This is a genomic window from Ruegeria sp. AL11, assembly GCF_056540865.1.
Window position 1 is genome coordinate 47,265 of the sequence record NZ_JBQFXO010000013.1, and the last position, 25,858, is coordinate 73,122.

A 25,858-nucleotide genomic window follows, 5' to 3' on the forward strand; every position below is an offset into this window, starting at 1 on the left:
CAACTAAAACAACGACATAAATTAGGGAGTAAACCGTTAATAAGGGAACAGCATTGGAGCGATGACCACCGCGACAGTGCCGGTCAAAATTGTGAGTGGCACACCGAGTTTGAGGAAGTCAGCAAAACTATACCCCCCAGGTGCAACGACCAATGTGACCACAGGTGTTGAGATCGGAGTCGAAAATGACGCGGATGCAGCGATCAGAACACACAGCGCAACTGGGTATGGTGAAATCCCAAGTGCTTCGGCGGCTGAAATAGCAATCGGCGCAACAAGTACCGCAGAGGCAGTATTGGATAGGACTAAGCCCAATAGGGCCGTTAAAACAAAGATCGCCGCCATGACTGCGCGCGGACTGGCTTCTCCGACAATGTAAAGAAGTTGGTCAACGATTATGTCCGATCCGCCCGTAGCCTGCAGCGCGTCAGCAAGTGGCAACATCCCGGCGATAAGAACGAGGCTTGGAAGTTTTACGGCGCGATAGGCGTCTTCGGCGGAAAGAGTGCGAAGCAAGACTGCCGCTACCGCGGCCATCAGTACTGCAGTAGTTATTGAGACGAGTTCTGAGACCGTTAGAGCAACCATCGTGACCATGATGGCAATCGCAGCCCAAAAACCCGTAGCTGCCGGTGGGACGGATGTCCGCTCATTTGGGAAGGACAGAAGCACCAACATATCATGCCTTTCAACCGCACGATCCAAGTCTTCCCATGATCCGGCAAGCATAAGACGATCGCCTGATTGCAAAACTGTAGTGTTGGGGTGTTCGACGGGCTCGCTGTTTCTCACCAGGCCAACAATCTCAATCCCTTTGGATTCGAACCCGGGTGCATCATGCATTTGTCGACCAATCACATTAGCCTCGGGGTGGATCAATACATCCGCAAGACCCAACTGATCGATCCAAACAGCGCTTGATTTCTGAAAACCCAAAGTTTTGGCAAACAACGCATTGGTTGATAACTCCGCCAGTGCGTCTTGGGCTCCTCGAATGAAAACTATGTCACCCGGTAGCAGTTCCATACCTTCACGAAACATGGCTGCAAGGTACTTTCCTTTGGCGCCAGGCCTCAGTCGAACGAGTATTGCCGTGCCACTTCCCGCCAGCTTGTCAACGTCCTCTGAGAGTACCTTGCCAGTGACCCTGAAAGTCGCGGAATGTACATCCAATCCAAAGGTTTCCCACATACCTGCAAGCGTCGTTCCGGAAATTGCGAACTCCTGTTCATCAGGGGTCGACTTGGTCTTCAACCGGTAGCGGCCCCAAAACAAGACAAACAGGACTGCAACAACCAGAACCGACGCACCGATCAGAAAGAAGGAGAACAGACCGAAAGGCTGGTATCCCTGCGCCACCAACTCATCACTGACGACAAGGTTCGGAGGCGTGGCGATCAGGGTCAGCATGCCACTTATCAACGCGGCATAGGACATCGGCATCAAAAAACGAGCCTTGTCGTTTGCCGTTTCTTGAGCAATTCGCAGAATGACCGGTATGAAAATTGCTACGACGGCTGTCGAGCTCATAACGCTCCCCAGAAGCGCCGTGCTGATCATGATAAGCACCAGCAATCCAGTTTCACCACGACCACCGTGCCGCATGATGGCGTCCCCTACTGCGCGAGCAACGCCGGTTCTATCCAACATTTCGCCCAGCACAAGAAGGCAGGCGACAAGGATTACAACGCTGTTCCCAAAGCCCGATAGGCTCTCCCCAATTGTCAGCGTGCCGCTGAGGGCAAGCGCAAGAACAACTATCAAGGCAACGAAGTCATAGCGAACACGGTTGCTTGCCATCAGCACACCCGCGACGGCAATCAGAGCGAACACAAATCCGGCTTCATTCGTCATTATACTACCCCCTTCAAACGATAGGGCGTCCATCCATGCGTGCAAATTTCAGGTGGTCGCGTCAGCCATATCCACGCCTGCTTCCCGCAGCAGTTCAAACTTCACAGCTGTTGCACTGACCTGTCGATAAAAGGCAATCAGCTGCCGCGTCGGGCCCTGAAGACGTGTCAAACCTACGGTGGCGGCGACGACTGTGCCGACATCCGTATTGCCTTCCAGGACCTGCCAACCGCCCACGACAAGAACCCCCACCGTCCCGGCTCCGTTAATGGCGCTTAGTACAAATTTCGAAGACAGCTTCCAGACGAATATCCGGGAACGGGTATCGTAGATCTCGTCAAATTTGGGAATGATCTCCGCGGCCGAGCGATCAGGGTCAACAAGCCAGTTGGTGGCTTTGCGCAATGTGTGAACCCTGTCTGACACAAGGGAGTTCACGCGCGTCTGAACGAGAAGAACAATAAACACCTGAGGGATAATCATGCCAATTGCAATCAGCCCCAGAGAGGGTTGATTGGCCGCAATATACCCAACAATCACAACAAGGGTTCCGGCTTGTACGATGGGTTCAGACAGAGCGCTACCAGAGAATTTTCCTACTTGTTCCGCTTCGGCCGACACCATTGTTGCTTTGGCACCATAGGCAACTTTCTCGGAACCCCCTGGGTTTTCGCGAGACAGATTGCAAATACGCTTGCGCAGCTTGCGGATCATGTCCTCGCCAAGGACGCTCGAAAGATACCCCAGCACCCATTTCAGCGCGAGACTCAGGGTTATCACCGCGCCCATAGCGGTACCAAGCCACAGCAAGCCTCCGGGGCTTATGTTCTTTTCGGTCAGACCATTCACGATTTCCTTCTGGTAGTTCAGTGGAAACGCCGCCAGGGCGGCAATGGCCAGCGACAGCAAAATGTTGACCACCTGACGATGTCCCGTAGTTCTCAAGATAGATTTGTAAAATTCGATCACTCGCTCCCCCAAAATCCAAGAGCACCTTTGCTTGAAGGTGCGGGTACATTGTTGTGACTGCACCCTAACACTCAATCCAATCTGAATATAAATCTACCTTTTCTTCGGACTAAACGACTACGCTGGAGACGCTCGAATTCAGGAGCAAACAGATGAGTGCAACACATACAGTGGGAATTGAGAGTGCCCGCTGAAGTCCAATCCTGGAGCAGCGTAGCTGCATTGAATAGTCGAGAGATCTCGAGCACGATTTGTAGGATTGGCCGAATTTCAGGTTGACCAAAATCTGAGATTAGTACGAACGTCGGCTCTTGATCAGCTGCAACGCAGCATGTGATTGTACATTTTGATGTCCGGTTTGGGCCGCCCTTGTCGGGCGGCCCAGCCCTTTAGATTTCGATGGCTTCTGCGATGGCTAGCGCATCTTCCAATTCGACGCCCAGATACTGGACGGTACTGTCCATCTTGGTGTGGCCAAGTAGAAGCTGAACTGCTCTCAAATTGCCGGTTTTCTTGTATATCTGGGTGACCTTCGTCCGGCGCATCGAATGCGTGCCGTATGCAGTAGCCTCTAGTCCAATGGACGTAACCCAATCCCTGACAATCCGTGCATATTGCCGTGTCGAGATGTGAAGCCGCTCATGAAACCGTCCTGGCCAGAGAAATTCGGACCCGACCATCAGCGGATCTTCCATCCAGCGTTCTAGCGATGTCCGCGTTCCCTCCATGATCTCGAAACGAACTGGCTTATTGGTTTTGCTCTGAAGGACGGATGCTCGTTCTTTGATCTGACCAGTCGCCATGACGTCCACAACTTTCATTTTGACCAGGTCGCAGCCTCGCAACTTGCTGTCGATGGCCAGATTGAATAGCGCGAGGTCCCGATGGTTTTTCGCCAATTCAAGTCGAACGCGGATCGCCCAAACATGCTTCGGTTTGAGCGGACGTTTCTGGCCGACAATGCGGCCTTTGTTCCAGGCGGGTCTGAGCGCACGAATGGCAGGCAAGTTTGGTATTTCCATGATTGATCCTCCGATCCGCCACGCCCTCCCACAACGACAACCCGACGTTGACAGGAAAGAATATCATGGGGGTCGAATGATGCGGCAAATGCCTGCTCAGAGCCCCATCACATCAGGCATCCGTCATATGCTGAACCAGTGAGGTCAGTTGTCTGTCACGATAACCATCGTCCCAAGCCGACTTGGTGCGGTCATGCATCAACCGGATGAACTCGGCTGGAGCATTTACAGACTGGAAAGTCTTCAGCGCATCCTCTTGCGCCAATGCGTAGACTTTCAACGAGGCTTCGGCATTGTCGTAGTCTTCGGTCGGAACAGTTCTGGCAAAGAGATCATGGTAGTCATTGACCAATTTGATCGTGGCAGGGAGTTGGTCTGCATAAACCTGCATCGGGATGCCCGCTTTCTGGCAGACAAGTGCACCGTAGATCATTCCAAACATGAACCCCTGCCGAACCGCGAAGAGGCCGGCAAAGAGCGCGGCAAGTGCCGCTGGTTTCTCTCCAACATGGGCGGACTTTCCACCCAATTCACTGATGATGTTGCCATAACAGTCCCAGGTTCCGGCACTGCCCACCGTGAGGATTGTGGTTTCGTCACCGCCAATGCCGGAAGGGTAGGCATTGATCATGCCCAGCATGTAGCCAGTCCCCTGTTTCTCCAGGATTGCGACCAGTCTATCGGCATCCGAAGTATCGCCCGTGCTCATGTCGCAGATGGTCTTACCCTTTAGCGAAACACTCAGCCCGTTGACCAGTTCAACAGTTTCCTTGTGGCTCTTGATACAGATGATGACAAAATCAGACGCCGCAATGGCATCATCCGGTGAAGAGCAGATCGTGGCGCCAGCCTCAGCAAAAACCTCTGCCTTTTCCGACGTGCGGTTCCAAACGCTGACATCGTGGCCTGCCTTGAGCAGGCAATGCGCCAGCGCTGCCCCCATGTTTCCCAGTCCCAATACAGCAAGTTTCATGATGTTAGTCTCCTGTGCCCGCCAATAAATTCCTGCTCCAGCATGCGCCGGCATCGGGGGATCACATAGTTGTAAATTTTTCTATATTGTTAGATGATCTAACTTATGGATTGGCGCACGCTTCCCTCTTTGACATCTCTCAGAGCCTTCGCCGCCGCTGCCAAGTTTCGAAATCTGACCCGGGCGGCAGAGGCACTGAACGTGACCCATTCTGCAGTCAGCCAGCAAATCCGCGGGCTCGAACAACATCTCGGCACCCGGCTTATCACCCGCACCCGGCACGGCATTTCTCTGACATCGCAAGGTGAATTCCTGTCGGCTGGCCTGCTTGAAGCCTTCGCTGAAATGGCCTCCGTGACCGAGAGCGTATCGAGTGCGGAGGCGGTTCGACCGTTGGTGGTCAGCGCGACTCCGATGTTTTCAAGCGCGTTCCTCATGCCGCGTCTGTCGACGTTTATTGACGAATTCCCCAATATCGAATTGAGGATCGATTCAACGATCCAGGCTGTCGACCTCAAGCCGGGCGGAATTGATATGGCCATCCGATACGGAACAGGTCGCTGGAATGGGCTTGTCTCGCAGATGCTGCTGCCAGGCTGTCTGACGGTCGTCGCGTCCCGCGAACTAATCGGAAACCGGGTGCTCACGAATCCGGCAGAATTGCTTGATTTCACTCTTCTTCAGGAACAAGCGTCAGTCGAGTTTGACCTGTGGTTGGAAAAGGTCGGAATTCCGCCCGACGCCGACCGGAGAGTTGTCCGCATGCCGGGCAACATGCTGCTGGATGGCATCCGCCGAGGTGACGGGATCGGAGCGACGGTACCGGCCTTTGTCTCTGACGAGTTGAAGTCCGGACAACTCGTGGCACTGTTTGATGATCCAATACCGCAGATCGGCTATTACCTTGTCACGCTGCCCGGTCCGGTTCGACCAGCGGCAAAGCTGTTCGTGAAATGGCTTTCGAAATCAATCACTGAATATGAGAAAAGCCTCTTCCGATGGACGCCCGCCCACTTGCTGTAGGCGGTAAAGAGCATCGGCTAGAGTTAAATGAATCTGATCTTGCAAGATAACGACCCGATAATGCTACGCTATGAATGAAGGTCCGCTCTTGGGATACCGCACCGCGGCGCCAATGGCTGCGATGAATGTCCGGTCTGGGTCGCGAGTTACGACACACTCTGAAGCTGGCGATGTGCCAGAAATCGGACAATTCTGTCATTCTGTCGCAAGTTGAAATTTGAGGAAGGTCGCCCCGTCATAGTCGACTTCGCCAACCCGCCAAGCACCAAGTCTGTCGAGTGCCCGCAGGTTCGTGCGTGACGGTGGTAAAAGGAAGGTCACATACGGGATGCGTTCATCGGAAATTGCAAAGTCGATCGCCTTTCGCGAGATGCGCGGCCCGAGGCCAAACGTGTCGGGCCGCAAGACCAGTCCGAAATCCCACTCGGCTCCTTCTTTTTGAAATCCACCCCAGCCGACATATCGGTCATCGGACAAGAATGCCCAATGTCCAAGTCCGTCACGGTGCCAACACTCTTCCTTTTTGGCGACAAACCGCGCCACTGTCTCGGCATTCCAAGTAAATCTCAGAAGCGGCATATGCTCGGCGACACGAGGGTCGGACATGTGCGCTAAGATTTCGGCTGGGTCGATTTCCGACAATCGGACGAATTTTATTTCAGATCTCATTGCGGCGTCTTTCGATGTGCTCGTCGCTCATTGTCCGCTGGACGCGATATTTCAACAGCCAACTCTTTGCCTGCTGTCACGCTGGGACATACGCATTCAGTTTGTTGCCATCCAGATCCCGGAAATACCCTCCGTAGAAACCATGATCTCCGCGTGTGCCGGGGGGTCCCTCATCTGTTCCGCCAAGTTCGAGGCACTTGGCGTGAAGCGTATCGACGGCTTTTCTGTTGGTCATTTTCAAAGCGACCATCACCCCGTTTCCAACGCTTGCCGGTGCCCCATTGAATGGACAAGCAAGGCATAACGCAGGCTCGGCCCTTGAGCGGCCCCATGCGGCCATATCGCCGTGTTTCCAAAGGCGGTTTGCGCCCACGCTCGAAAACAAGGTGTCGTAGAATTTCAGCGCGGCCTCGAAGTTGTTGGTTCCGAGGGTAACATATCCGATCATGCTTGATCTCCGTAATTCTGTGGGCGTCATTTTCAACTTTAAGCCCGGCTACAAAGACACCTGGGTTGCTGCGCCAGACCGCCTTGCAAGTAAGGTCGAGGCCGGACCATGGCTCGGAATTGCCCGCACTTCAAAATTTTCGAAACGCTCGAATGCCTGCATCAATCGGGAGCGGGACATAAATCGGCCGGTCCCGCGAAACAAATGCGCCTGGCGCATCAGGCCGTCGGCAAGGCCACGGGCAGGCTCATCCGCGCAAAACGCGAGACAAAGTGCGCCGCCGGCTCGAACAACCCTGCAAAGCTCAGTCAAAGCCAGATAGGGATCGGGGACGGTTTCCAAAGCCCAAGCACAGGTCACAAGATCGAAGGTGCCATCCTCAAACGGCAAGGACTCCAACCGTCCTTGTATCTTTGGCACAGGAATGTCGGCGCAGCGCGCAAGCATGGCCGCGGACGGGTCGAGAAGGGTCATCAAATTCGGGGGCATACCCTCGGCAATCAATGCACGTGCCAGATTGCCGGTGCCGCAGCCAGCATCCAAAAACTTCGAATTCGGCGTCGCAAGTGCACGCACCAGGCCTTCCAGAGCGGCCTGCGCCTCACCGCCTGCATGACGCAGCCAGCGATGATGAAGTTTGTCATAACGAGGTGCGAGTTTGTCATAAAGATCAACCGCATCGCTTATAGGCGTTTCTGCCAACATCTCTTTGGTCCTATTGCTCATTCATAGTGTCCGCGGTGCGCACACGTTTTTTACGAAGAACTTGCGTCGGATTGCGGCGCGGTGTGTTCGTGCTCGGGCCACATCCATGCGGTCCAGAGAATTGCCACTAGGGCCACGATCTCGATGACGAGGTGAAAGGTGTCATCCATGTCGGTGGGGGGCGAGGAAAGGAGCGTACCCGCCATGACGATAGCTGCAAGAAAGGTGACAGGGCGGCCGATCCTGCGGGTTAGCAGGAGCGAAAAGAGCACCATCGCAATCGGCACTTGGACGAGGAAACCGCCCAAAAGCATCAGCCCTTCAGTGATCTCGATGCCGTTGTAATGGCCTGTCAGCAGCATCTCGATATGGGACGCGAGGACAAACTGGTGAATGTCGCGAAAGATGATGTTGAGCAGTATGAACAGCCACAGAGCCGACAGAAGAATATGGCGATCGAGCCGTCTCATTTCGGTTTCTTCTTTCTTTGTTTCTGGAGTTTGCCGGTATCAGGCCGGGAGCACGGTCGGGTTCAGATCACGGCACCGGATGTGCGCGCCGCAAAGGCGCGGCGGATTAGGAGTTCCGCAATCGCAAGGTTGAAGGCCCACGCCCCAACCATCAGGAGGTCTCGTGAAAACCCCAGCGGTTCGGTTTCAAAGAGGGCCATCGCGACCAGAAAGAGCGCGGTCTGCGTCGAGGCCCCTTGGCCGATGGCATAGGCGCGCAGCATCGCTGCACGGTGCGCGGCGACGTTTCGCGACCGGATCGCGACGATCGCCCATGCGATAAGGGCGACCATCGCGAGGCTGAGCGTGACCCTTGCCGCGTAAAGCAGTGGTCCCTGCAGGGCGCCGGGAAATGCAAAGGCCACGGTCATCCAGAGACCGGTGAGTGCGCTGACGCATCCCGCTGCCGCCACGATCCGCCCGAGGGTCCTGTGCAGGGCGGCGCGGTAGCGCCTCAGGCTCGGCAGGAACTGCACAGCCCCCACAAGGCAGAAAACTGAACTACCGAGGATATGCAACGTGATCGGGAGGGGATCGATCACCGCACGCGGGTTCGGCGGGATGATCGCCGGAGCGCCGAGAAGTTCCGGAAGCCGGACCAGCCCGACGACTGCCGGAATGAAAGAGTAGAGGAACACGAGGGCAAGGAACGCCCATTCGCGACGGCTGATAAAGTGCATGCTTCGGTCTCTCAGAACAAGGGTGTCGGTCTGCCTCAGGTGGGCTTGCGCGCGACGATAAAGGGGCTCAGTCGGTTCTTTCCGAAGTACCGTGTCTGCTCGATTTCGAACCCGGCCCGGATCAAGTGCCGGGTCAATTCAGCGCGACTCAAGATGATCACATTAGGCGCGATCCGCACGGCCATGAGCAGGCGAACCATGGCTCGCATCCAACGCGGCGCGTCCTTCAGACAAACCGTCTTTGATATGAGGTGACCGCCGGGTTTCATTTGGTGGAATGCTGCATCCAGCACGGTGGGTATGTCATCCACCAGGTGAAGCAGGTTGAACGCGCAAATGACCTCGAATGGTTGGCCAGGAATTTCTTGCGCCGCCTCCGCCTGAAGGAACTCTGGTGTTCCCGCGGCATCTCCGCCTGATCGTGACCGGGCGATCCGGATCATCTCGACAGAGAGGTCGGTTGCGGTCACATGAGCGACGACAGGCGCGATCTTGCTCGCCGTGCCGCCTGTCCCGCAGCCGATTTCAAGAACGCGATCGGTCGATCGAAGAAGCGCAGCGACGCATTCCAGCTTTTCTTCGTAGGCGCTGACATCGGCGATGGGCTTTCTTGCGTACTTGGGCGCATGCCGGTCCCAGAAGGCTTGGGCAGTCATGTCGGTTTCCTTTGCGTGTTGCATGTCAGGTTTGAAGCAACGCGGATGCGCCAGTCGTAAGAAACTGCGGAATGCATCGTGTCGCTTTCAATTGCCGAGACCAGGCCGATCTCGTTTCGCAGTCGGTATCATCCATGCGCTCATGAAAGGTCGATTGCCTAAATCCGTCCACCTGCTATACGCTCATGAATGAACTGGCAGGCCATCTCCTTCGATTGGAACCAAGTACGCGCCTTCCTCGCGACAGCGGAGGAAGGCTCGTTCAGCGGCGCGGCGCGCGTGCTGAAGACAACGCAGCCGACGATAGGACGGCAGATCGGTGCGTTGGAGGAGGCACTTGGCGTCACGCTGGTAGAACGTAGCGTCCGTGGTCTTACCTTGACGGAAGCAGGGCGCGACCTGATTGATCACATGCGCACGATGGGCGAGGCTGCGACGCTCATCTCGATGGTGGCCGACGGCAAATCTCAGGATGTCACCGGAGAGGTCACGGTCACGGGTACGGACCTCTTGTCGGCGGCGATCCTGCCGGGCGTGCTCAAGCCGTTGAGACAGACGGCGCCGGGCATCCGCGTCCGCATTCTTGCGTCGAGTGAGATGCAGAATTTGACGCAGCGCGAGGCGGACATCGCGATACGCCACGTCCGGCCGGACCAGCCGGACCTCATTGCACGGCACTTAGCCGACTTTCGCGCCAATCTCTATGCCGCGACCGACTATCTCGATCGCGCGGGCCGCCCGCGTACGCCGCGCGATCTGGCCACCCTCGATTTCGTCGGCAACGCCGACCCCAAGCGGCTAATGGCCCCACTGCACAACATGGGCGTGCCCGTTCGCGCCGAGAGTTTCGTGATGTCGAGCGAGAGCGGTGTCGTCGCATGGGAATTGGTGAAAGCGGGCTACGGCGTCTCGATGCAGCCCGAAACGTTGGGCGAGGCTGAACCTGGCATAGAGAAGGTCTGGCCGGATTTCCCTTCGCTTGAGTTTCCAATCTGGCTGGTCACCCATCGGGAGTTACAGACCAGCCGTCGTATCCGGATCGTATTCGACCTGCTCGCCCGAGGTTTGGTCGGACGTCGCACGGAGTCGGGAGCGCGACGATTGATAGATGCCCACGCGCCGGAGCCGGAGCAAGTGAGGTCGCGTGGCAGTAATTGAAGCTGCGCTTGCACGAGTTCGTTTTGTCCGATGAGTGTACGCTAATGTTGGAAATGCTGCGCAATCGATCAACGTCCGCTTTGGGGAAGCTGCAATGCGGCAACGTATCTCGCGATGAACGGCTGGTTAGGGCCGTTGTCACACATCCCGACAAAATGACTTATCGGCAGCTTTGTCCGCAATTCGGACATAAAGCCTATTTTGCTGAATGCCCGGTCTCGGTGAAAGCAGACATCGCACAATATCACCTCGTTTTTCGACTTAAATGTCTGCTGCTGCCGGGTGCGGGCACTGTTGTGCGCTGAGTGGATGGCGGCAAAGTCCGCGCCACGAACCGGTCTAATCGCTAATGCCGTCGGATGACGACTTTGAGCCCAAATTGGATCGGTTCATTTTCTTCCTACTTGGAAGTTAGCCATTTTCGTTTTGGGATGTCGTGACCGGCAGGCGATTTCGGACCAATTCCACGAACCACTCGACGCCCGGCACGATTGCATCGTCGTTAAAGTCGTATTCGGGGCTATGCAATGGGGCGCTATTTCCGTTTCCAATATTGACAAATGCACCCGGAGCTAACCTTAACGCCTGTGCGAAATCCTCAGAAGCTCCCATGCGATGCGCTCTAGAGTTGGTTTTGCCAGGTCCAAATACTGCTTCTGCAGCTACTATTGCGTGCTGAGTTGCACGATCGTCATTAACTAGGGGGATAAACACCCGATCGTAGCGTATCTCGGCAGAGCAACCATGGGCTTTGGCTGTACCTTCAGCGATACGGCGCATGGTTTCTTCGATCTGCAAACTAACGTCGTCACTGAAATGACGGCAATCGCCCTCTATTGTGGCCTCGCTGGCGATCGCGTTCTTCACGTTGTCACCCTCTATCGACGTAACGGAGACTACAGCAAGTTCAGCTGGGTCAATCACCCGAGCCACGATAGTTTGCAGTTCGCTCACAATCGAACAAGCGCATAAGATTGCATCTTTACAATCGTGTGGACGAGAAGCATGTCCACCACTACCACGCACGACGATCCGGAACCCATCTTCCGCCCCCATGAAAGGCCCGGATCGCACTTCAAACGATCCCACCGGCAATCCGGGTTTGTTATGTAAGCCGTAGATCTCGTCGAACGGGAAACGCGACCCGAGGCCGTCACGGATCATCGCGTTCATTCCCTGACCCCATTCTTCAGCGGGTTGAAACACAAATTTTACGGCACCGTCAAAACCGCCTTCACTGGCCAAGACCGCCGCCGCACCCAGCAGAATGGTGGTGTGCCCATCATGGCCGCATGCGTGCATGAGCCCTGGTTTAGCCGAGGAGTAGGACAGATTAGTGGTTTCCTGGATCTTCAAGCAGTCCATATCAGCGCGAAGCGCGATTGTGCGGCCGCCGGTTCCAAGGCGCAACGTGGCAACAACGCCCGTGTTGCCTACAGCCGTTTCAATCTCCTCGATGCCAATCTCACGTAGTCTTTGGGTAACAAAGCGTGCGGTGTCCTCTTCTTCGAAACCAAATTCAGGGTTTCGATGCAGGTGTTGTCGCCATTGACGCATTGTCTCGTCGAGTTCAGCGGAAACTGAGTAGTCGTTCATGTGATCTATCTTTCGTCACGTTCAGCGAAACAGCAATGGCTTTTAACCAAAGCCGTCTTTGTTCGCATTGTGGTCGTTCGCATGACTTTGGTGATTGTTCGCACCGAGCCTTGGGAAGGCATCATTATCCAAACAGCGCCTGGACCGTTTGCCCAGTGTAAAACACCTAGACATCATGTAGTTTGATCACTGTTGATGGAAGGAGGCACAAATGAAAGTCATTAAGCCAAATCAAAGAAAAGTCGCCAATGTTTACGACGACGCCGCCTTTTCACCTTACGATCCTTCAGGATTGAATGAAACCGGCACCCATTTCATTCAATTGAATCCCGACTCAGAACGAGATGTTGGCTTTTACATCTACCGAATGGCACCCGGTGCTCGGTCGACACCCCATCGACACGGGGGAGCGGAAGAATTTCTTATCGTTGATGGCGAATTGATTGACAACGACGGAACCACCTACAGGCAAGGCGATGTCGTCTGGCTCGCAGCCGGGACGGAGCACTCGTCTTACACGGAAACCGGATGTTTGGTGGCCGTCTATGCAGAAGCTGCGGAAAAAGCGCCGGGCAATGACAATTAGGCCAAGTCAATTTTTGGCGAAAGCAGTTATCGCCGCCAAAAAAAAACGGGTTTTACTCAACAACGATCGGCAGCTTGATCCACTGTGCGGCCATGTTATTCATTTAGGATAGTGTATTGAGACCAAAACATCTACCAATGTCTACTCCTGCAGAGGCTTTTTGATATCGGGTCACAATTGCCACCGGATTTCCTGTTTCTGGCCGTTGCCCGACGCAATTTACGAATAGTCCACTTGTGTATGCGCCGTTCGTTGAATTCTTTTTCACCCGTTTTCCAAGCATCTCGTATGAAAAATCCATAGTAGCCAGTCCATTCAAACGTAAGGTCTAGCGAGGCGGGTATCCGCTGTGGCCAAAAACGGGTAGGGTGGTTTCCCTTATTAGTTTTCTTTTCATCGCTTGAGCATAGTCTTCGTATCCATTCGCAATCATTGCAAATGCTGCACTCCCATGGATAACCTCACGCTCAAAATATCTTTGAAGCTCATTTTGAGTTAACCATTCACCCACGTTGCCTTTTTTTTCTGGCTTCGGATCCCCCACTACCAAAGCATTGACTGTTACGTTCGTAAAAATATTGAGTTCGTAAACGCGCTTAGGAGGTGGGCCTATGTTGTTTTTGCCATCTCCCGACACGTCCACGGTCTTTTGCCAGCATTCCTTTTTTTCTTCGAGAAGTTCGCCTGCAAACAATAGTGCAGTGCTAAGTGCCGTCTTTAAGCCTGCACGCTTCTTGCGATACGACCGAATTCGATCAATAGCGGCGTCGATCGCGTTCTGACTGTCTAGTATTGTCCAAGGTTGAATCAAAAACTGATGATTTTGGGAACTCCATTCAAAGACAGCAAGGTGAACCGGGGTTTCAGGTTCCTTCAAAATAGTTGCCCGTACTTCGGCGTTGTTCAGTGCGTAGGAAAGACCATTCAATTGTTGCGCATATTCAACTTCGTCTACGGAGCCAGATACATCCAACGCAAGTACAAGCGCCAGTCGGCACGGTTCTGCTCGTACAAGCGCTGGCATCAGCAACGATGAATACAGTACCAGGATGGTTAGTCTACGCATGCCCGATCTTCGCAGGTTTTTGTTCAATAGCTAGTGGTTTGCATGGACCGGTTTTTTTTGGTCTTTTTGAAGCCTCTGGGTTTTGACGAAAGTAAACTCGTTTTGACGTCGAACCGCAGGTTGTGTTTGTCGCTGTCTGTTTGTGGCCGGGAGACACTTGTTGAGTTGGTGGATAACACCCACGACCTTTCGCAACAGGAAAAAATCGTTCTACAATTAAGTTGATCTGAAAAAGGAAGGGCTATGAAGCTTCTAGTATTGCAGCACGCGACCGTCGAACATCCAGGCGTTTTCCGCAATTTCCTTAGAGAGGACGGTCACAGTTATGATGTGGTCGAACTGGATCAGAAACAACAATTGCCTTCACTGGACGGATACGAAGGTCTGTGGGTGATGGGCGGTCCCATGGACGTTTGGCAGGAAGACGCTCATCCATGGCTGAAAGACGAAAAGGCTTTCATTCGCGAGGCCGTAGAAGTCAGAGGTCTGCCTTTTCTAGGGTTGTGTCTGGGGCATCAGTTATTGGCCGAAGCCTTGGGGGGAAGCGTGGGGCCATCTGAGAAACCTGAGATCGGTGTTATGGACGTTCAGCTTACCGAGGAAGGAGCTTCTGGCGTCATACTAGATGGTTTGCCGGATCGCTTTCCATGTCTTCAATGGCATTCGGCGGAAGTTACGCTAATGCCTCCGGGGGCAACTTGCCTTGCAACTTCACCAGACTGCGCCGTTCAAGCGATGAAATGGGGGACGCGTGCCTATTCTACGCAATTCCACATCGAAGTAGAAAAAGACACGGTTTCCAATTGGGCCGAAATCCCCGAGTACCGGTCAGCATTGGATGACGCTATGGGCGAGAACGCTACCGGACGTCTTGCTGCCGATGTTTCTAAGCATATGCCGGAGTTCAATGCTATGGCAGAACGACTCTACATCAATTGGATGCAAACGTCTGCGCAGGCTCAGTAATCAGTCAAAGTGTTGTGCTCGACCTGGCTCGAAACGAAGGAAGACGAGCGTTCTGTTTTGGCCAGCCTTGTCTTTGATAGATATAGCATACACACCTTTTTCATGCGCCCATTCCCTTAGGTCGTAGCTGTCGGGGTGGTTCACCTGCTCATCTGGCTTCAAAAGACTGCCATTTCTGCATTTCGTCAGCGTGGTCCACATTGCCGAAGCCTGATCTTCTGCGGAAGGGCTCCTATAGGCGTGGCTCCAGTAACAGGAAACTCCGGTTGTCGAAAAAGACGATAAATAGGTTGCGCAAACTGCGCCTTCGGGTGCCGTACCCGAAGCGGTAAAGCGGTTCAACGCGTCGACTGTCTCGCATTCACTTGCCAGCGCAAGAACGGGTAGTACCCCAAATACTCCGGCGCAGATTGCGCCGAGAGACCTTAGGTTTGGACTGGGCAAGCGCACTACGCTTCCGCTGCACGCATAAGCGACAAACGTGCAGTTTCTAGATGCTCTTTCATTTTGACAGCGGCGCGCTCGGGTTCACGTGAGCGCAATGCGTTGAGAACTTCGCGGTGCTGCGCATTGTATTGTTGGATAATCTCTTCTTCGAGTGTGAGATGACGCATGCGGGTCCACTCGTCCAAGGATCGCACTGTATTAATCTGACTAATCAACCAAATTAGAAGGTTGTTTCTCGTCGACGCGGCCAACCTGCGGTGAAAAGCCGTGTCTGCCTCGGCAAATAAAACAGGATCGGTCTGAGCCGCCTCCATTTGTGTGCAAAGCGCTTCCAGTGCCTCAAAGTCTTCTCGCCTACCGTGCAGAACGCTTAGGCGGCAGATATGTGGTTCCAAAGCAAAGCGGGCGTCGATCAGTTCCAATGGAGTAGCTTCTTCAACGGCCGGTGGAACAACATCCTGTTTTGCGGCCGTAACATAAGTGCCGCTCCCGGCGCGGGTTTCCAACAACCCTTCCTTCTCGAGTTGGTAGAGCGCGTCGCGCAGCGTGTTTCGCGCGACCCCTAGCTTTTCCGCCAATACTCTCGACGGCGGCAACCGCTCGAATCGCTGAAATTCTCCTTCTTCGATCGCACGTCTCAGCTCTGTTGCAACGTCGGAGAAACTTCGTCTTCCCATTTGTGATCCATTTTATAGTCCAATAATAAACCAATTTTGCAGTTTTTGGCCCAAAAGGCAATTATTGGTTCAAAAGTTGTTGATTTTGGTTTGCGGTGCGGCTCTTCTTCCTAGCGTGACCCAATGACGAGGAAACTCATGGCATTCCCTCAACATGCAGACTACGTGATCATCGGTGCAGGTATCCATGGCATATCTACGGCTTGGAAGCTGGCTGAAAGGTTGAAAGAACGTGGCGAAGAAATTGAGGGCCGCATTGTCGTTCTGGATAAAAGCGGTATCGCTGCAGGAGCTTCTGGGATTGCCTGCGGAGTAGTTCGCAACAACTATTTCCAGCCTGCAATGCGCAAGCTCATGGCCCATTCGGTTGATGTCTGGGAAAGTGATCCAGAAGGGCTATCGTACCACCCCGTCGGTTACATGCAAATATCTTCCGAAAGCATGCGCGAAGACGTGGGGTCGATTTATGCACAGCAGCAGGCGATCGGTTATGAAAGCGTCTTCATTGAAGGTGAAAACGCCTGCACGTCGTACATGCGTGGCTATTTTGGGGACTGGCAAGCCCAAAAAATAACATCCGTATTGCACGAAAAGCGTGGTGGTTTTTCTAATCAAACCAAGACAATGTACGCACTTGCGGAAAAGGTCGAAGCGCTTGGTGTCCGTATCATTACCGGGGTCGAGGTCGTCGGCTTCGAAGCCATGAACGGGTCTGGTGCGATTCAGGCCGTTGAAACGGACAAGGGCAAAATTTCATGTGAACGCGTCATCATCGGTGCTGGCCCCTGGGTCCGCAACTTCTGGTCAATGCTCGACTTGCCCGGCCAGATTACTGTTAAGGATCTGCAAGGTGAGGTGCACGAAGGCGTAGATATGTGGCGCTTTTGGCAACTTGAAGAAGGCGTGCTGAATATTGATCCGAACATCGGGCGGGCTGATGACGGTAGCCTTGCGCCAGTCATACATGTGGATACCGATGCGCCCCTGAAATCGACCGTCGATGGTTCCATTATCACAGAAGAGATGTGGGGCATCTATTACAAGCCCGATTGGCATTTTGGAGGTATCCAGGGAGGGGCGAGCCCCTACAAAGTTGAAACCCCCGTAGACGAAGTGCAAATCGATCCTTACGGACCGTCTTCTCCGGAATTTGTTTCAAGCCATGAATTTGCTCATATGTGGGTGAGTGCACTCGCCCATTGTCAGGCGCGCTATGAAGGTATGATGCCAAAGTACCACAAGGAAGCATCGGGAGGGATCGGCTGTTTCACGGCGGACAGTTTCCCGGTTTTCGATCATTTCCGAGAAAACGTCACAGTGATTGCAGACAGTAACCACGGTTGGAAAATGCTGGGTGTTGGTCACCTGATTGCGGACGAAGTGCTTGGGGAACGACAGGAACTTCTGGAGCCGTTCCGATTTGATCGGTTCGCCAAGGGTGAACTGCACCCTGTGTCCAACAGCCCTTATCCGTGGAGTTAACAGAAATACCAAGTTCGCATTGAAGAGCGCCGGAAGAGTGCTCCGTCAAGCCAGCAAGGAGATAGAAAGTGGCCACCGATCTTGAAAGATTTGTAGACGCGCCGGGACGCGATGAGAAAATCAAGCAGGTACGGGAAATGATCAATGCCAAAGGCATTGAGTATCTCTACCTTCAATTCGTGTCGGTCACTGGAAAGATCATGGGGAAAGGTATCCCAGCTGATCACTGGGAAACCGTTGCCAAGAAAGGGTTCCAGCTTGTCTACGGGGCGACGGTAAACCTCTTCACGGATCGTGCTGGCAACTATCTTGGATATGGTCCGGAAGCAGCTGAACTTGTAGGCATTCCTGAACCGGAAACGTTTATGCAACTGCCCTGGGCTCCTACGATCGGGCGTTTCTATTGCACATTGTTCCGGAACCGAGAGGAAAAAGAAAATCCGGGTGGTTATCTTACTTCAGATTGCCGCGGAAACCTGCGTCGGTTGCATGAAGAATTCACCAAAAAACATGGAACAAAGCTGCGGATCGGCACTGAGCCCGAAATGATGTGGCTGAAGTTTGACGAAGACGGCAAACCACGCGACGGGTTTTCAAAACCATACTGCTATCACATCGACCAGTTCGAGAGTCTAAGACCTGTTTCCATGCAGGTGATCCGATATGCTCGCCAGATGGGCTTGGATATGATCCAAGGCGACCATGAGGATGCGCCAGGCCAGCTTGAACTGAACTGGATGTTCGACGACGTGTTGCGCAACGCCGACAGGTTGACGACATACCGCCAAATCTGTGCGCAGGTGGCGCGCGAGAACGGAATCTTCGCCTGCTTTATGACGAAACCTTTCATGGGTGTTTCAGCCAGTGGCTGTCATCACAACATGAGTCTTTGGAGAGGCGGCGAAGATGAGTTCGTTCGCACCGGCAACGATCCGGACGATTTGCCAGGGATGAAAGAAAACTACATGTACGTGAAGGGTGGTGAAAACACATTCATGCCCGACACCGATGATCCTCAGATGCCCGGAAAGGAAGGGTTGAAGGCCATCGGTGGGGTTGTCACCCATCTCCAGGCTTTGACGGCCATTGGGTGTTCCACTGTGAACTCCTATCGGCGCTTGTGGGATACAGGTTTTTGGGCTCCTGTATTTGCAGACTGGGGTTTTCAGAACCGAACGACTGGCCTTCGCGTTTCGGCGCCGGGACGTTTTGAGTATCGCTCAGTCGACTCGATGGTAAACCCATACATTATGGGTTCAACTCTATTGGCGGCCATGGATGACGGGCTGGATAACAATCTCGATCCTGGTGAGCCTGAAGAACGCAATATCTATGAGGCGATGGCCGAAGGTAAAGAAGTGAAGAAGCTTCCGATGTCCCTTGGCGAGGCTTTGGATCATCTGGATGCAAACGAGGTGGTCAAGCGTGGCATGCCGGGCGAGATGTACCGCCTTTACGAAGAGTACAAACGCGATGAGTTTGCACGCTTCATGTCCACCGTCACCGAATGGGATAACGAAATGTATATGGAGTGCCTGCCTTAACCGGAGGCTTTTGGGCGAGTCTCGCACGACGCCAGCCCAACCATCAAACCAGCTAGTTGAAGAATTTGCAGGAGGAGCGCAGGTCAAATGTGCGGAATTGTTGGACTAATTCATCTCAAAGGAGCGTCGAATGTCGGCGGTGAGATGACGGCAATGCTTCAGTCGCTTAAGCATCGTGGACCAGATTCAACCGGCTATGCAGTCTATCGCGAAGATGCAGAAGACTATGTGATGCGGGTCAAGATTGCGGAAGCAGAGGACATGGATCGCGGTCGCGGCATCCATGACGTTCTGGAAGAGCGTCTGGCTCAGGTCGACGCGATCCTTGAAGAGCATGGCGCGAACGTAAAGCACAAGGAACGCGTACGTCCTTATGCGCTGCGCTATGTTTTGACCCACGACGGAAATACAGGGGAGATGGCGGAACACATCGAGGAGATCGATGATGTTGAGATCCTCTCGCTTGGAAACGGTTTGGAGCTGATCAAGGATCTCGGCGATGCATCCGTTGTCGCCGAGGCCTATGGCCTGAGTGATTTTCGGGGCACGCATGGTATCGGCCACACTCGGATGGCAACAGAGTCCGACGTCGATATCAAATCCGCGCATCCCTATTGGGCCTTCCCGTACAACGACGTCTCGGTCGTTCATAACGGACAAATTACAAACTACTGGATTATGCGTCGCGAGATGGAACGGAAAGGGCACCGTTTTATGTCCAACTGCGACAGCGAGTTGCTGGCAGTCTACACAGCGCACAACCTTGCCAACGGCGTAACGCTGGAGGAAAGCCTAAGGCGTTCGATTGATGAGATCGATGGTGTTTTCACCTATCTTGTTTGCACCAAGGATCAATTGGGCATGGCCAAGGACACAATGGCTGCCAAACCGCTGGTCCTCTACGAGAGCGACGACCTAATCGCTATGGCCTCAGAAGAGGTCGCGATCCGCGCGATCCTGCCTCATGAAATCGACACTACCGATCCCTACGACGAGGAGGTTCGCGTATGGCAAGCGTAAGCGATGCAGACCTGAAGGGAATGACCCAAGAGGAACGGGTCAAAGCTTTGGGCATGACAACGGATCAGCTAACAGGGCGGTCCATGTATATCGAATTCGACCCGGATGCGACCGAACGGTTTGCCTATCCCTGGGCACCTGACGTTGATTTCAACAAACGGACTGAGCTTGATTGCGACGAGATGACCGCGACGGAGGTCAATGCAAATATCCGGTCGCTGATGGAAGAAGGTTACGGTTCCATTGTTATCAAGAACCCGCGCGGCATGCACAGCCTTGGTGTTGGGATCCTGAATAAACTCAACCTGATCGTCGAAGGTTCGACAGGGTACTTTGCGGTCGGCCTGATCGATGGGCCCAACGTGCGGATCAATGGACGCGTAGGCTGGTCCTGCGGCGAGAATATGATGTCCGGCACAGTGATTGTGGAAAAAAACGCTGGGTCCACATTTGGAGCAGCTATTCGTGGCGGTGATCTTGTGTGCCGAGGTTCTGTTGGATCACGTACTGGCATCGACATGAAGGGCGGGACGATCATCGTAGGCGGTGATACTGGTGCGCTTTCTGGTTTCATGATGCAGCGCGGCCGGATGGTTGTTTGCGGCAATGCCGGAAAGAACCTCGGTGACTCGATGTACGACGGCACGATCTACATCGGGGGCGATATTCAGTCCTTAGGCGTCGATGCGGTTGAGGCTGAACTGACCGACCTCGACAAGGCTTGGTTGACGAGAAAACTCACCCAGTACGGGATGATGCCAGACAACGGTGTCGATCACTTTACCAAAGTAGTCGCGGGCAAACAGCTCTGGAACTACGACAACCTCGAACCGAACGAGAAAAAGCTCATCCTCTAAGGGACGGCCTTGCTCGCCAAGGATGCCCGATAACCCTTTGAAAGGTATAAAACATGGCAGATGGAAACCCGCCAACCAAGAAAGTTCTCGATCGTGATGTGAACCGTATCGGAGACAGCTTCATTTTCCCGCCGCGGGTCATGGACGACATTCACATCAAGTCCGAACTTGGCCGTTACAGAATGCGAGGTTTCTCGCTGTTCAAAAAAATTCCGCACTGGGACGATCTGACTTTTCTTCCCGGCACACTGACGCGCTTTGTTATCGAAGGTTATCGCGAGAAATGCGAAACAAAAACGGTCATCGGACCGCGTGCGAAAAGGCCGTTGGAACTGGATATTCCGGTCTACATAACAGGCATGAGTTTTGGTGCCTTGTCGTATGAGGCGAAAACTGCTTTGGCGCGTGGGGCGACGATGGCGGGTACCGCCACCTGCTCGGGCGAGGGTGGTATGATCCCTGACGAACGTCGGTATTCGTCGAAATGGTTCTATCAGTGTATTCAGTCGCGCTATGGGTTTAATCCTCACCATCTGGTGCTTGCAGATGGTTGCGAGTTCTTCATTGGACAAGGATGTAAGGTTGGTCTAGGTGGCCACCTGATGGGGCAAAAGGTGACTGACCAAGTTGCCGAAATGCGCTCGTTGCCCGCCGGTATCGACCAACGTTCGCCAGCTCGCCATCCAGATTGGTTAGGGCCGGACGACCTCGCGCTGAAAATCCAGGAAATACGCGAAGCGACAGACTGGCAAATTCCGATCCAACTGAAACTTGGCGCTGCCCGAGTCTATGACGATGTGCGAATGGCCGTAAAATGCGATCCGGACTCGATATACATTGACGGTATGGAAGGTGGCACCGGCGCGGGTCCACACCTTGCGACCGAAGATACCGGGGTTCCCGGTATGGCCGCAATCCGCCAGGCGCGCAAAGCGATTGATGATCTTGGAAAGCGGGGCGACATTACTTTGATCTACGCTGGCGGCATCCGCAACGGTGCGGATATCGCTAAGGCGATTGCTCTCGGCGCGGACGCAATCGCGATCGGGCATTCGGCGATGATGGCGCTCAATTGTAACAAGGACATCCCTGAGGCCAACTACCCCGAGGAAATCGGGGCGGAGCCAGGTTATTGCTATCACTGCCACACAGGCCGTTGCCCGGTTGGTGTAGCAACACAAGATCCCCTTCTGCGCCAACGCCTTGACCCTGATGAAGCGGCAGAGCGTGTCTACAACTTCCTGCATACTCTGACGATTGAGGCGCAGCTGTTTGCCCGCGCTTGCGGAAAAACGCATCTGCATTCGCTTGAGCCTGAAGATTTGGCGGCACTGACCATGGAAGCTTCAGCTATGGCCGGAGTCCCATTGGCTGGCACAAGCCACACCGTCGGCGTCGAAGACTATCATCACCTTTAAGGAGACCTGAGCTATGGCCGGAACACAGTATCGAGGGTCTGAAATCAAGGACGTCAACCAGTTCATCAATGATGCGGATGGACTTGAATCAGAGCGTGAGAAAGAAATTGGGCAGCATATTGGCTACCGATACGATGTGAATCTTGTGCCGGATTACAGCCGGCTCACGGCTTTCCTCAAGGACTACATAGAGTTCATGGGCTGGGACGACTTGAATTGGCTCGAAGACATTCACATGGGTTACGAGGAAGGTAAACCTGCGGTCTTTGACCGAAATATCAACGGATGGGTTCGGATACCGGACAGCATCGAACTTCCCGACAATCAGCAGGACCGTGACATGATTGCGCGAGAGCTATTGTTGAAGTTTCAAATGTCCGACCGTCACCCGTTGGTCATGCTTAGAAAGGCTTACAAAAAGTTCTAATTCATGCCGCGCCAGCTAAATATCGCCTGCCTCCAAACCCGGCCCATGCCGACCATGGAGAGTGCTTTGGCCGAGGCTTTGCCGATGGCCGAAGCAGCAGTTCGAGCGGGTGCTCAAATGCTATTCTTGCCCGAGTATTGCGGCGGGTTAGCATCAGATGGCAAACGTTTGTGCCCACCATCTCAGCCGGAATCGAAACACCTTGTACTGAGCAAACTGCAAGAATTTGCGGCCGAGCGGAAAGTTTGGGTGAACATTGGATCCATCGCTGTAGACGGACCGGACGGGAAGATCATCAATCGTGGCTATATGCTCGATCCTTTGGGCGAAATTCTGGGGTACTATGACAAGATACACCTGTTTGATGTAGATCTTGCTGAAGGCGCCACCTATCGCGAAAGCGACACCGTAGCGCCGGGGGATCGTGCCTGCATTTACGAGACCTCTTTGTGCAAAGTGGGTCACACGATTTGTTATGATCTCCGGTTTCCCGGGCTTTTCAGGGATCTTGCTCAGGGAGGCGCGGAAATACTGTGCTGCCCAGCGGCTTTCACCAAAATTACCGGAAAAGCGCATTGGCATGTTCTTAATCGAGCGCGCGCCATAGAAAACACGTCATTTGTTGTTTCCCCATGTGCTGTCGGTCCTGTTCCTGGTGGCGGTGCGAGCTATGGGCATTCACTTGTAATCAGTCCGTGGGGAGAGGTTCTGGCCGACGGCGGCGACATTCCCGGTGTCATCCACGCCCAACTGGATCTTGACCTTGTTCAAGCCACGGCAGCGCGCGTTCCCAGCTTACTTCATGACAGGTCATATCGAACAGAAGACACAATCAAAAAGGACGTCGCATGAGTTCACTGGGTACCGTCCTGGGAGAAGGCTATTCTACTTCGCCGCTGCGCCTTGCGTTTCTCAAGTGGCAGTGCCGAGTAAGGCAGATAGCGATGCGCGACAATCAAGGTCGCCCAGATGATGCGATTACACCGGCTCTTTATTTGCCAAAACAAGACGAACCGCTTGGGCACATCATCACTCTGCTGAACAAGGCTCCGGGTTATTCGGTCACGCCAGAAATGCTGCACATGGCGAAGAAGACGAATGATCCGGCTCAGCGTCGTGATCAGGCGATCCGGTTCTTTTCCGCGACTTACTACCAAAAAGCGGCAGAGTTCTCAGATATCCTGACAGCCACCTTTCCACCGGGTTCACAAGGGGCAGGCTCCATACGTGACGCAAACATGGTTCGCCTACGTTTCGAGGCGTACATGCAGGTGTTTGATCTGTCTTGCAAAGTCTGGCGACTGGCATCAAACAACCCACTGTATCAGGCGACTATGGCGCACAACCGGTTGTTCAATCCGGCCTTACCAGAAGACACCGAGGTTCTGGGCTTTGAGCCGGACTGGAACGCCAGTTCATCGGAACCAGAGGTGCGCTGATATGGTTCCGGGATACGTCATTGCACAGATACGCGTGACAGACGCTGAGACGTGTCCTTCCTATGTCGCAATGGTTCAGGCGATCGTAGAAAAGTTCGGCGGTGAATCTCTTGTGCGTGGAGGCCGCAACGAAAGTCATGAGGGTAGCCCCCATGGCGATCGGCACGTCGTAATTAGATTTCCAAGTTATCAGGCTGCAAACGACTGGTACCATTTCGCGGACTACGCCGAGGCCAAAGCACTTCGAATGTCCGCTTCCAGTAGCGTTCAAACCATAGTCGAGGGGGTAGAATGACCAAACGTATCTGTATTATCGGAGCAGGTCCGTCTGGGCTTGCACAACTACGTGCATTTCAGTCAGCCGCCGAAAAAGGCGCGGAAATCCCCGACATTGTCTGTTACGAAAAACAGGCAGATTGGGGTGGGCTCTGGCGATATACTTGGCGCACCGGACTGGATGAGCACAGCAACCCCTGCCATGGGTCAATGTACCGTTATCTTTGGTCGAATGGACCCAAGGAAGGGTTGGAGTTTGCGGATTACACCTTCGAAGAACACTTTGGAAAACCCATTGCGTCCTACCCACCGCGTGCTGTCCTGTTCGACTATATCGAAGGCCGGGTAAAAAAGGCGGATGTCCGAAAGTACATTAAATTCAACACCGTTGTGCGAGATGTGCGAACGGTTGAAGACGGGTTTGAAGTAACAGTTCGTGATGCCCTAAGTGATACTGAAGAGCGAAGGATCTTTGATCAGGTAGTGGTAGCATCAGGGCACTTTAGTTTCCCGAATGTACCGCATTATCCCGGTTTTGAGTCCTATAAAGGTCGCATCCTGCACGCACATGACTTCAGGGACGCGGTGGAGTTCAAGGACAAGGACATCCTAATCCTAGGAACATCCTATTCTGCTGAAGATATCGGCTCTCAGTGTTGGAAGTACGGATGCAAATCAGTAACGGTGGCACATCGGACAGCGCCCATGGGTTTCAATTGGCCGGATAATTGGGCGGAAGTTCCAGCGCTGGAGAGAGTGGACGGAAAAACCGCGTACTTCATTGACGGAACCTCTCGTGAAGTAGATGCGATTATTCTGTGCACTGGATACAAGCATCATTTCCCATTCCTGCCAGATGATTTGCGATTGAAAACGGCTAACCGACTGGCTGCAAACGACCTTTATAAAGGTGTCGTGTACACAGGAAATCCTGATCTCTTTTATTTGGGCATGCAAGACCAGTGGTATACATTCAACATGTTTGACGCGCAGGCTTGGTGGGTGCGGGACGTGATAATGGGCCGCATAGCATTGCCGGATGCCGCAACAATGGAGGCGGATTGGCAGAAACGACAGGCCGACGAAGACGCTCTTGAAGATGACTATGCCTGCATCGCGTATCAGGGCGCGTACACTGGCGAGCTCATCAATGAGACCGACTACCCTTCATTCGACATCGAAGCAGCAAACCAGGCTTTCTACGAATGGAAAAAGCACAAAAAGCAAGGAATTATGGAATTCCGGGATCATGGCTACACCAGCCCAATGACCGGCACAAAGGCGCCCCCACACCATACGGTCTGGAAGGATGCGCTGGACGACAGTCTTGAGGACTACCTGAAGACTTGAACAGGGCGAGTATACCCTCGCCCTGAACGGGCGTAGCGGCA

Annotated in this window: 28 protein-coding genes; 15 read left to right on the top strand and 13 right to left on the bottom strand. The window is 53.7% G+C overall.

The window, feature by feature from the left end:
• Positions 1-36: 36 nt before the first annotated feature.
• The 4 genes from ACR0IP_RS19980 to ACR0IP_RS19995 all read right to left on the bottom strand — a co-directional run bounded on the left by ACR0IP_RS19980 (position 37) and on the right by ACR0IP_RS19995 (position 4,872).
• On the bottom strand, positions 37-1,854 hold the full coding sequence (locus ACR0IP_RS19980) for an SLC13 family permease (protein WP_480527502.1): 1,818 nt from the start codon (positions 1,852-1,854) through the stop codon (positions 37-39).
• A 48-nt stretch (positions 1,855-1,902) separates the two neighbouring features.
• Positions 1,903-2,823, bottom strand: coding sequence for an ABC transporter ATP-binding protein (locus ACR0IP_RS19985; protein ID WP_170516980.1), 921 nt, complete (start codon positions 2,821-2,823; stop codon positions 1,903-1,905).
• Between the two features lie 389 nt (positions 2,824-3,212).
• The gene (locus tag ACR0IP_RS19990; RefSeq protein WP_170621334.1) at positions 3,213-3,845 is read right to left on the bottom strand and encodes a tyrosine-type recombinase/integrase; all 633 of its coding nucleotides are present in this window, start codon (positions 3,843-3,845) and stop codon (positions 3,213-3,215) included.
• Positions 3,846-3,957: 112 nt separating this feature from the next.
• Entirely contained in the window at positions 3,958-4,872 is a 915-nt protein-coding gene (locus ACR0IP_RS19995) for an NAD(P)-dependent oxidoreductase (protein ID WP_480527504.1), read from the bottom strand.
• A 51-nt stretch (positions 4,873-4,923) separates the two neighbouring features.
• Here ACR0IP_RS19995 and ACR0IP_RS20000 point away from each other — a divergent pair, with 51 nt between their 5' ends.
• Entirely contained in the window at positions 4,924-5,841 is a 918-nt protein-coding gene (locus ACR0IP_RS20000; protein WP_170621332.1) for a LysR family transcriptional regulator, read from the top strand.
• Positions 5,842-6,036: 195 nt separating this feature from the next.
• Here the strand turns inward: ACR0IP_RS20000 and ACR0IP_RS20005 are convergent, their stop codons facing one another.
• The 6 genes from ACR0IP_RS20005 to ACR0IP_RS20030 form a co-directional block, all read right to left on the bottom strand.
• Positions 6,037-6,510 (bottom strand): GNAT family N-acetyltransferase, encoded by a 474-nt coding sequence (locus ACR0IP_RS20005; protein WP_085824869.1) that lies wholly within the window; start codon positions 6,508-6,510, stop codon positions 6,037-6,039.
• A gap of 76 nt (positions 6,511-6,586) precedes the next feature.
• Positions 6,587-6,958: a VOC family protein gene (locus ACR0IP_RS20010; RefSeq protein ID WP_170621331.1), complete on the bottom strand. Its 372-nt coding sequence runs from the start codon at positions 6,956-6,958 to the stop codon at positions 6,587-6,589.
• A gap of 48 nt (positions 6,959-7,006) precedes the next feature.
• The gene (locus ACR0IP_RS20015; RefSeq protein WP_480527506.1) at positions 7,007-7,684 is read right to left on the bottom strand and encodes a methyltransferase domain-containing protein; all 678 of its coding nucleotides are present in this window, start codon (positions 7,682-7,684) and stop codon (positions 7,007-7,009) included.
• 29 nt (positions 7,685-7,713) lie between these two features.
• On the bottom strand, positions 7,714-8,133 hold the full coding sequence (locus ACR0IP_RS20020) for a DUF6326 family protein (RefSeq protein WP_170621330.1): 420 nt from the start codon (positions 8,131-8,133) through the stop codon (positions 7,714-7,716).
• 62 nt (positions 8,134-8,195) lie between these two features.
• Complete coding sequence (locus ACR0IP_RS20025; protein ID WP_170621329.1) at positions 8,196-8,852, bottom strand: DUF2306 domain-containing protein; 657 nt, start codon at positions 8,850-8,852, stop codon at positions 8,196-8,198.
• Between the two features lie 35 nt (positions 8,853-8,887).
• Positions 8,888-9,508: a class I SAM-dependent methyltransferase gene (locus tag ACR0IP_RS20030; protein ID WP_170621328.1), complete on the bottom strand. Its 621-nt coding sequence runs from the start codon at positions 9,506-9,508 to the stop codon at positions 8,888-8,890.
• A 189-nt stretch (positions 9,509-9,697) separates the two neighbouring features.
• Here ACR0IP_RS20030 and ACR0IP_RS20035 point away from each other — a divergent pair, with 189 nt between their 5' ends.
• Positions 9,698-10,666, top strand: coding sequence for a LysR family transcriptional regulator (locus ACR0IP_RS20035; protein WP_480527508.1), 969 nt, complete (start codon positions 9,698-9,700; stop codon positions 10,664-10,666).
• Positions 10,667-10,710: 44 nt separating this feature from the next.
• Positions 10,711-10,971: a hypothetical protein gene (locus ACR0IP_RS20040; protein WP_480527509.1), complete on the top strand. Its 261-nt coding sequence runs from the start codon at positions 10,711-10,713 to the stop codon at positions 10,969-10,971.
• 106 nt (positions 10,972-11,077) lie between these two features.
• Here the strand turns inward: ACR0IP_RS20040 and ACR0IP_RS20045 are convergent, their stop codons facing one another.
• On the bottom strand, positions 11,078-12,262 hold the full coding sequence (locus tag ACR0IP_RS20045; RefSeq protein ID WP_170642939.1) for an amidohydrolase: 1,185 nt from the start codon (positions 12,260-12,262) through the stop codon (positions 11,078-11,080).
• Between the two features lie 211 nt (positions 12,263-12,473).
• Between ACR0IP_RS20045 and ACR0IP_RS20050 the strand changes: the two genes are divergently transcribed.
• Positions 12,474-12,848 carry a cupin domain-containing protein gene (locus ACR0IP_RS20050; RefSeq protein ID WP_170375224.1) on the top strand — a complete coding sequence of 125 codons (375 nt, stop codon included), beginning with the start codon at positions 12,474-12,476 and terminating at the stop codon, positions 12,846-12,848.
• A 328-nt stretch (positions 12,849-13,176) separates the two neighbouring features.
• Here the strand turns inward: ACR0IP_RS20050 and ACR0IP_RS20055 are convergent, their stop codons facing one another.
• On the bottom strand, positions 13,177-13,914 hold the full coding sequence (locus tag ACR0IP_RS20055; RefSeq protein ID WP_170375226.1) for a DUF1194 domain-containing protein: 738 nt from the start codon (positions 13,912-13,914) through the stop codon (positions 13,177-13,179).
• 243 nt (positions 13,915-14,157) lie between these two features.
• Here ACR0IP_RS20055 and ACR0IP_RS20060 point away from each other — a divergent pair, with 243 nt between their 5' ends.
• Positions 14,158-14,880 (top strand): type 1 glutamine amidotransferase, encoded by a 723-nt coding sequence (locus tag ACR0IP_RS20060; RefSeq protein WP_480527511.1) that lies wholly within the window; start codon positions 14,158-14,160, stop codon positions 14,878-14,880.
• A 449-nt stretch (positions 14,881-15,329) separates the two neighbouring features.
• Here the strand turns inward: ACR0IP_RS20060 and ACR0IP_RS20065 are convergent, their stop codons facing one another.
• On the bottom strand, positions 15,330-16,004 hold the full coding sequence (locus ACR0IP_RS20065; RefSeq protein WP_170375230.1) for an FCD domain-containing protein: 675 nt from the start codon (positions 16,002-16,004) through the stop codon (positions 15,330-15,332).
• Between the two features lie 138 nt (positions 16,005-16,142).
• Here ACR0IP_RS20065 and ACR0IP_RS20070 point away from each other — a divergent pair, with 138 nt between their 5' ends.
• The 10 genes from ACR0IP_RS20070 to ACR0IP_RS20115 all read left to right on the top strand — a co-directional run bounded on the left by ACR0IP_RS20070 (position 16,143) and on the right by ACR0IP_RS20115 (position 25,817).
• On the top strand, positions 16,143-17,486 hold the full coding sequence (locus ACR0IP_RS20070) for an NAD(P)/FAD-dependent oxidoreductase (protein WP_170375232.1): 1,344 nt from the start codon (positions 16,143-16,145) through the stop codon (positions 17,484-17,486).
• 68 nt (positions 17,487-17,554) lie between these two features.
• Complete coding sequence (locus ACR0IP_RS20075; protein WP_170375234.1) at positions 17,555-19,030, top strand: glutamine synthetase family protein; 1,476 nt, start codon at positions 17,555-17,557, stop codon at positions 19,028-19,030.
• A gap of 87 nt (positions 19,031-19,117) precedes the next feature.
• Complete coding sequence (locus ACR0IP_RS20080) at positions 19,118-20,050, top strand: class II glutamine amidotransferase domain-containing protein (RefSeq protein ID WP_170375236.1); 933 nt, start codon at positions 19,118-19,120, stop codon at positions 20,048-20,050.
• Positions 20,038-20,907 (top strand): GltB/FmdC/FwdC-like GXGXG domain-containing protein, encoded by an 870-nt coding sequence (locus tag ACR0IP_RS20085; RefSeq protein WP_170555557.1) that lies wholly within the window; start codon positions 20,038-20,040, stop codon positions 20,905-20,907. Before ACR0IP_RS20080 ends, ACR0IP_RS20085 begins: the two co-directional genes overlap by 13 nt.
• A 53-nt stretch (positions 20,908-20,960) precedes the next feature.
• On the top strand, positions 20,961-22,325 hold the full coding sequence (locus tag ACR0IP_RS20090; RefSeq protein ID WP_170555555.1) for an FMN-binding glutamate synthase family protein: 1,365 nt from the start codon (positions 20,961-20,963) through the stop codon (positions 22,323-22,325).
• 13 nt (positions 22,326-22,338) lie between these two features.
• Positions 22,339-22,752 carry a hypothetical protein gene (locus ACR0IP_RS20095; protein ID WP_480527513.1) on the top strand — a complete coding sequence of 138 codons (414 nt, stop codon included), beginning with the start codon at positions 22,339-22,341 and terminating at the stop codon, positions 22,750-22,752.
• Between the two features lie 3 nt (positions 22,753-22,755).
• Entirely contained in the window at positions 22,756-23,604 is an 849-nt protein-coding gene (locus tag ACR0IP_RS20100) for a carbon-nitrogen hydrolase family protein (protein ID WP_480527514.1), read from the top strand.
• Positions 23,601-24,191: a hypothetical protein gene (locus tag ACR0IP_RS20105; RefSeq protein ID WP_480527515.1), complete on the top strand. Its 591-nt coding sequence runs from the start codon at positions 23,601-23,603 to the stop codon at positions 24,189-24,191. The genes ACR0IP_RS20100 and ACR0IP_RS20105 overlap by 4 nt, the downstream gene beginning before the upstream one ends.
• Before the next feature lies 1 nt (position 24,192).
• The gene (locus tag ACR0IP_RS20110; protein WP_480527516.1) at positions 24,193-24,486 is read left to right on the top strand and encodes a DUF1330 domain-containing protein; all 294 of its coding nucleotides are present in this window, start codon (positions 24,193-24,195) and stop codon (positions 24,484-24,486) included.
• Positions 24,483-25,817 (top strand): flavin-containing monooxygenase, encoded by a 1,335-nt coding sequence (locus ACR0IP_RS20115; RefSeq protein WP_170642931.1) that lies wholly within the window; start codon positions 24,483-24,485, stop codon positions 25,815-25,817. The genes ACR0IP_RS20110 and ACR0IP_RS20115 overlap by 4 nt, the downstream gene beginning before the upstream one ends.
• Positions 25,818-25,858 lie beyond the last annotated feature (41 nt).

Bases quoted from the DNA above. Each gene is read 5' to 3' on its own strand.
- ACR0IP_RS19980 (WP_480527502.1), bottom strand. From the start codon at position 1,854: ATGACGAATGAAGCCGGATTTGTGTTCGCTCTGATTGCCGTCGCGGGT.
- ACR0IP_RS19990 (WP_170621334.1), bottom strand. From the start codon at position 3,845: ATGGAAATACCAAACTTGCCTGCCATTCGTGCGCTCAGACCCGCCTGG.
- ACR0IP_RS19995 (WP_480527504.1), bottom strand. From the start codon at position 4,872: ATGCCGGCGCATGCTGGAGCAGGAATTTATTGGCGGGCACAGGAGACT.
- ACR0IP_RS20000 (WP_170621332.1), top strand. From the start codon at position 4,924: ATGGATTGGCGCACGCTTCCCTCTTTGACATCTCTCAGAGCCTTCGCC.
- ACR0IP_RS20005 (WP_085824869.1), bottom strand. From the start codon at position 6,510: ATGAGATCTGAAATAAAATTCGTCCGATTGTCGGAAATCGACCCAGCC.
- ACR0IP_RS20010 (WP_170621331.1), bottom strand. From the start codon at position 6,958: ATGATCGGATATGTTACCCTCGGAACCAACAACTTCGAGGCCGCGCTG.
- ACR0IP_RS20015 (WP_480527506.1), bottom strand. From the start codon at position 7,684: ATGAGCAATAGGACCAAAGAGATGTTGGCAGAAACGCCTATAAGCGAT.
- ACR0IP_RS20020 (WP_170621330.1), bottom strand. From the start codon at position 8,133: ATGAGACGGCTCGATCGCCATATTCTTCTGTCGGCTCTGTGGCTGTTC.
- ACR0IP_RS20025 (WP_170621329.1), bottom strand. From the start codon at position 8,852: ATGCACTTTATCAGCCGTCGCGAATGGGCGTTCCTTGCCCTCGTGTTC.
- ACR0IP_RS20030 (WP_170621328.1), bottom strand. From the start codon at position 9,508: ATGACTGCCCAAGCCTTCTGGGACCGGCATGCGCCCAAGTACGCAAGA.
- ACR0IP_RS20035 (WP_480527508.1), top strand. From the start codon at position 9,698: ATGAACTGGCAGGCCATCTCCTTCGATTGGAACCAAGTACGCGCCTTC.
- ACR0IP_RS20040 (WP_480527509.1), top strand. From the start codon at position 10,711: ATGTTGGAAATGCTGCGCAATCGATCAACGTCCGCTTTGGGGAAGCTG.
- ACR0IP_RS20045 (WP_170642939.1), bottom strand. From the start codon at position 12,262: ATGAACGACTACTCAGTTTCCGCTGAACTCGACGAGACAATGCGTCAA.
- ACR0IP_RS20050 (WP_170375224.1), top strand. From the start codon at position 12,474: ATGAAAGTCATTAAGCCAAATCAAAGAAAAGTCGCCAATGTTTACGAC.
- ACR0IP_RS20055 (WP_170375226.1), bottom strand. From the start codon at position 13,914: ATGCGTAGACTAACCATCCTGGTACTGTATTCATCGTTGCTGATGCCA.
- ACR0IP_RS20060 (WP_480527511.1), top strand. From the start codon at position 14,158: ATGAAGCTTCTAGTATTGCAGCACGCGACCGTCGAACATCCAGGCGTT.
- ACR0IP_RS20065 (WP_170375230.1), bottom strand. From the start codon at position 16,004: ATGGGAAGACGAAGTTTCTCCGACGTTGCAACAGAGCTGAGACGTGCG.
- ACR0IP_RS20070 (WP_170375232.1), top strand. From the start codon at position 16,143: ATGGCATTCCCTCAACATGCAGACTACGTGATCATCGGTGCAGGTATC.
- ACR0IP_RS20080 (WP_170375236.1), top strand. From the start codon at position 19,118: ATGTGCGGAATTGTTGGACTAATTCATCTCAAAGGAGCGTCGAATGTC.
- ACR0IP_RS20085 (WP_170555557.1), top strand. From the start codon at position 20,038: ATGGCAAGCGTAAGCGATGCAGACCTGAAGGGAATGACCCAAGAGGAA.
- ACR0IP_RS20090 (WP_170555555.1), top strand. From the start codon at position 20,961: ATGGCAGATGGAAACCCGCCAACCAAGAAAGTTCTCGATCGTGATGTG.
- ACR0IP_RS20095 (WP_480527513.1), top strand. From the start codon at position 22,339: ATGGCCGGAACACAGTATCGAGGGTCTGAAATCAAGGACGTCAACCAG.
- ACR0IP_RS20100 (WP_480527514.1), top strand. From the start codon at position 22,756: ATGCCGCGCCAGCTAAATATCGCCTGCCTCCAAACCCGGCCCATGCCG.
- ACR0IP_RS20105 (WP_480527515.1), top strand. From the start codon at position 23,601: ATGAGTTCACTGGGTACCGTCCTGGGAGAAGGCTATTCTACTTCGCCG.
- ACR0IP_RS20110 (WP_480527516.1), top strand. From the start codon at position 24,193: ATGGTTCCGGGATACGTCATTGCACAGATACGCGTGACAGACGCTGAG.
- ACR0IP_RS20115 (WP_170642931.1), top strand. From the start codon at position 24,483: ATGACCAAACGTATCTGTATTATCGGAGCAGGTCCGTCTGGGCTTGCA.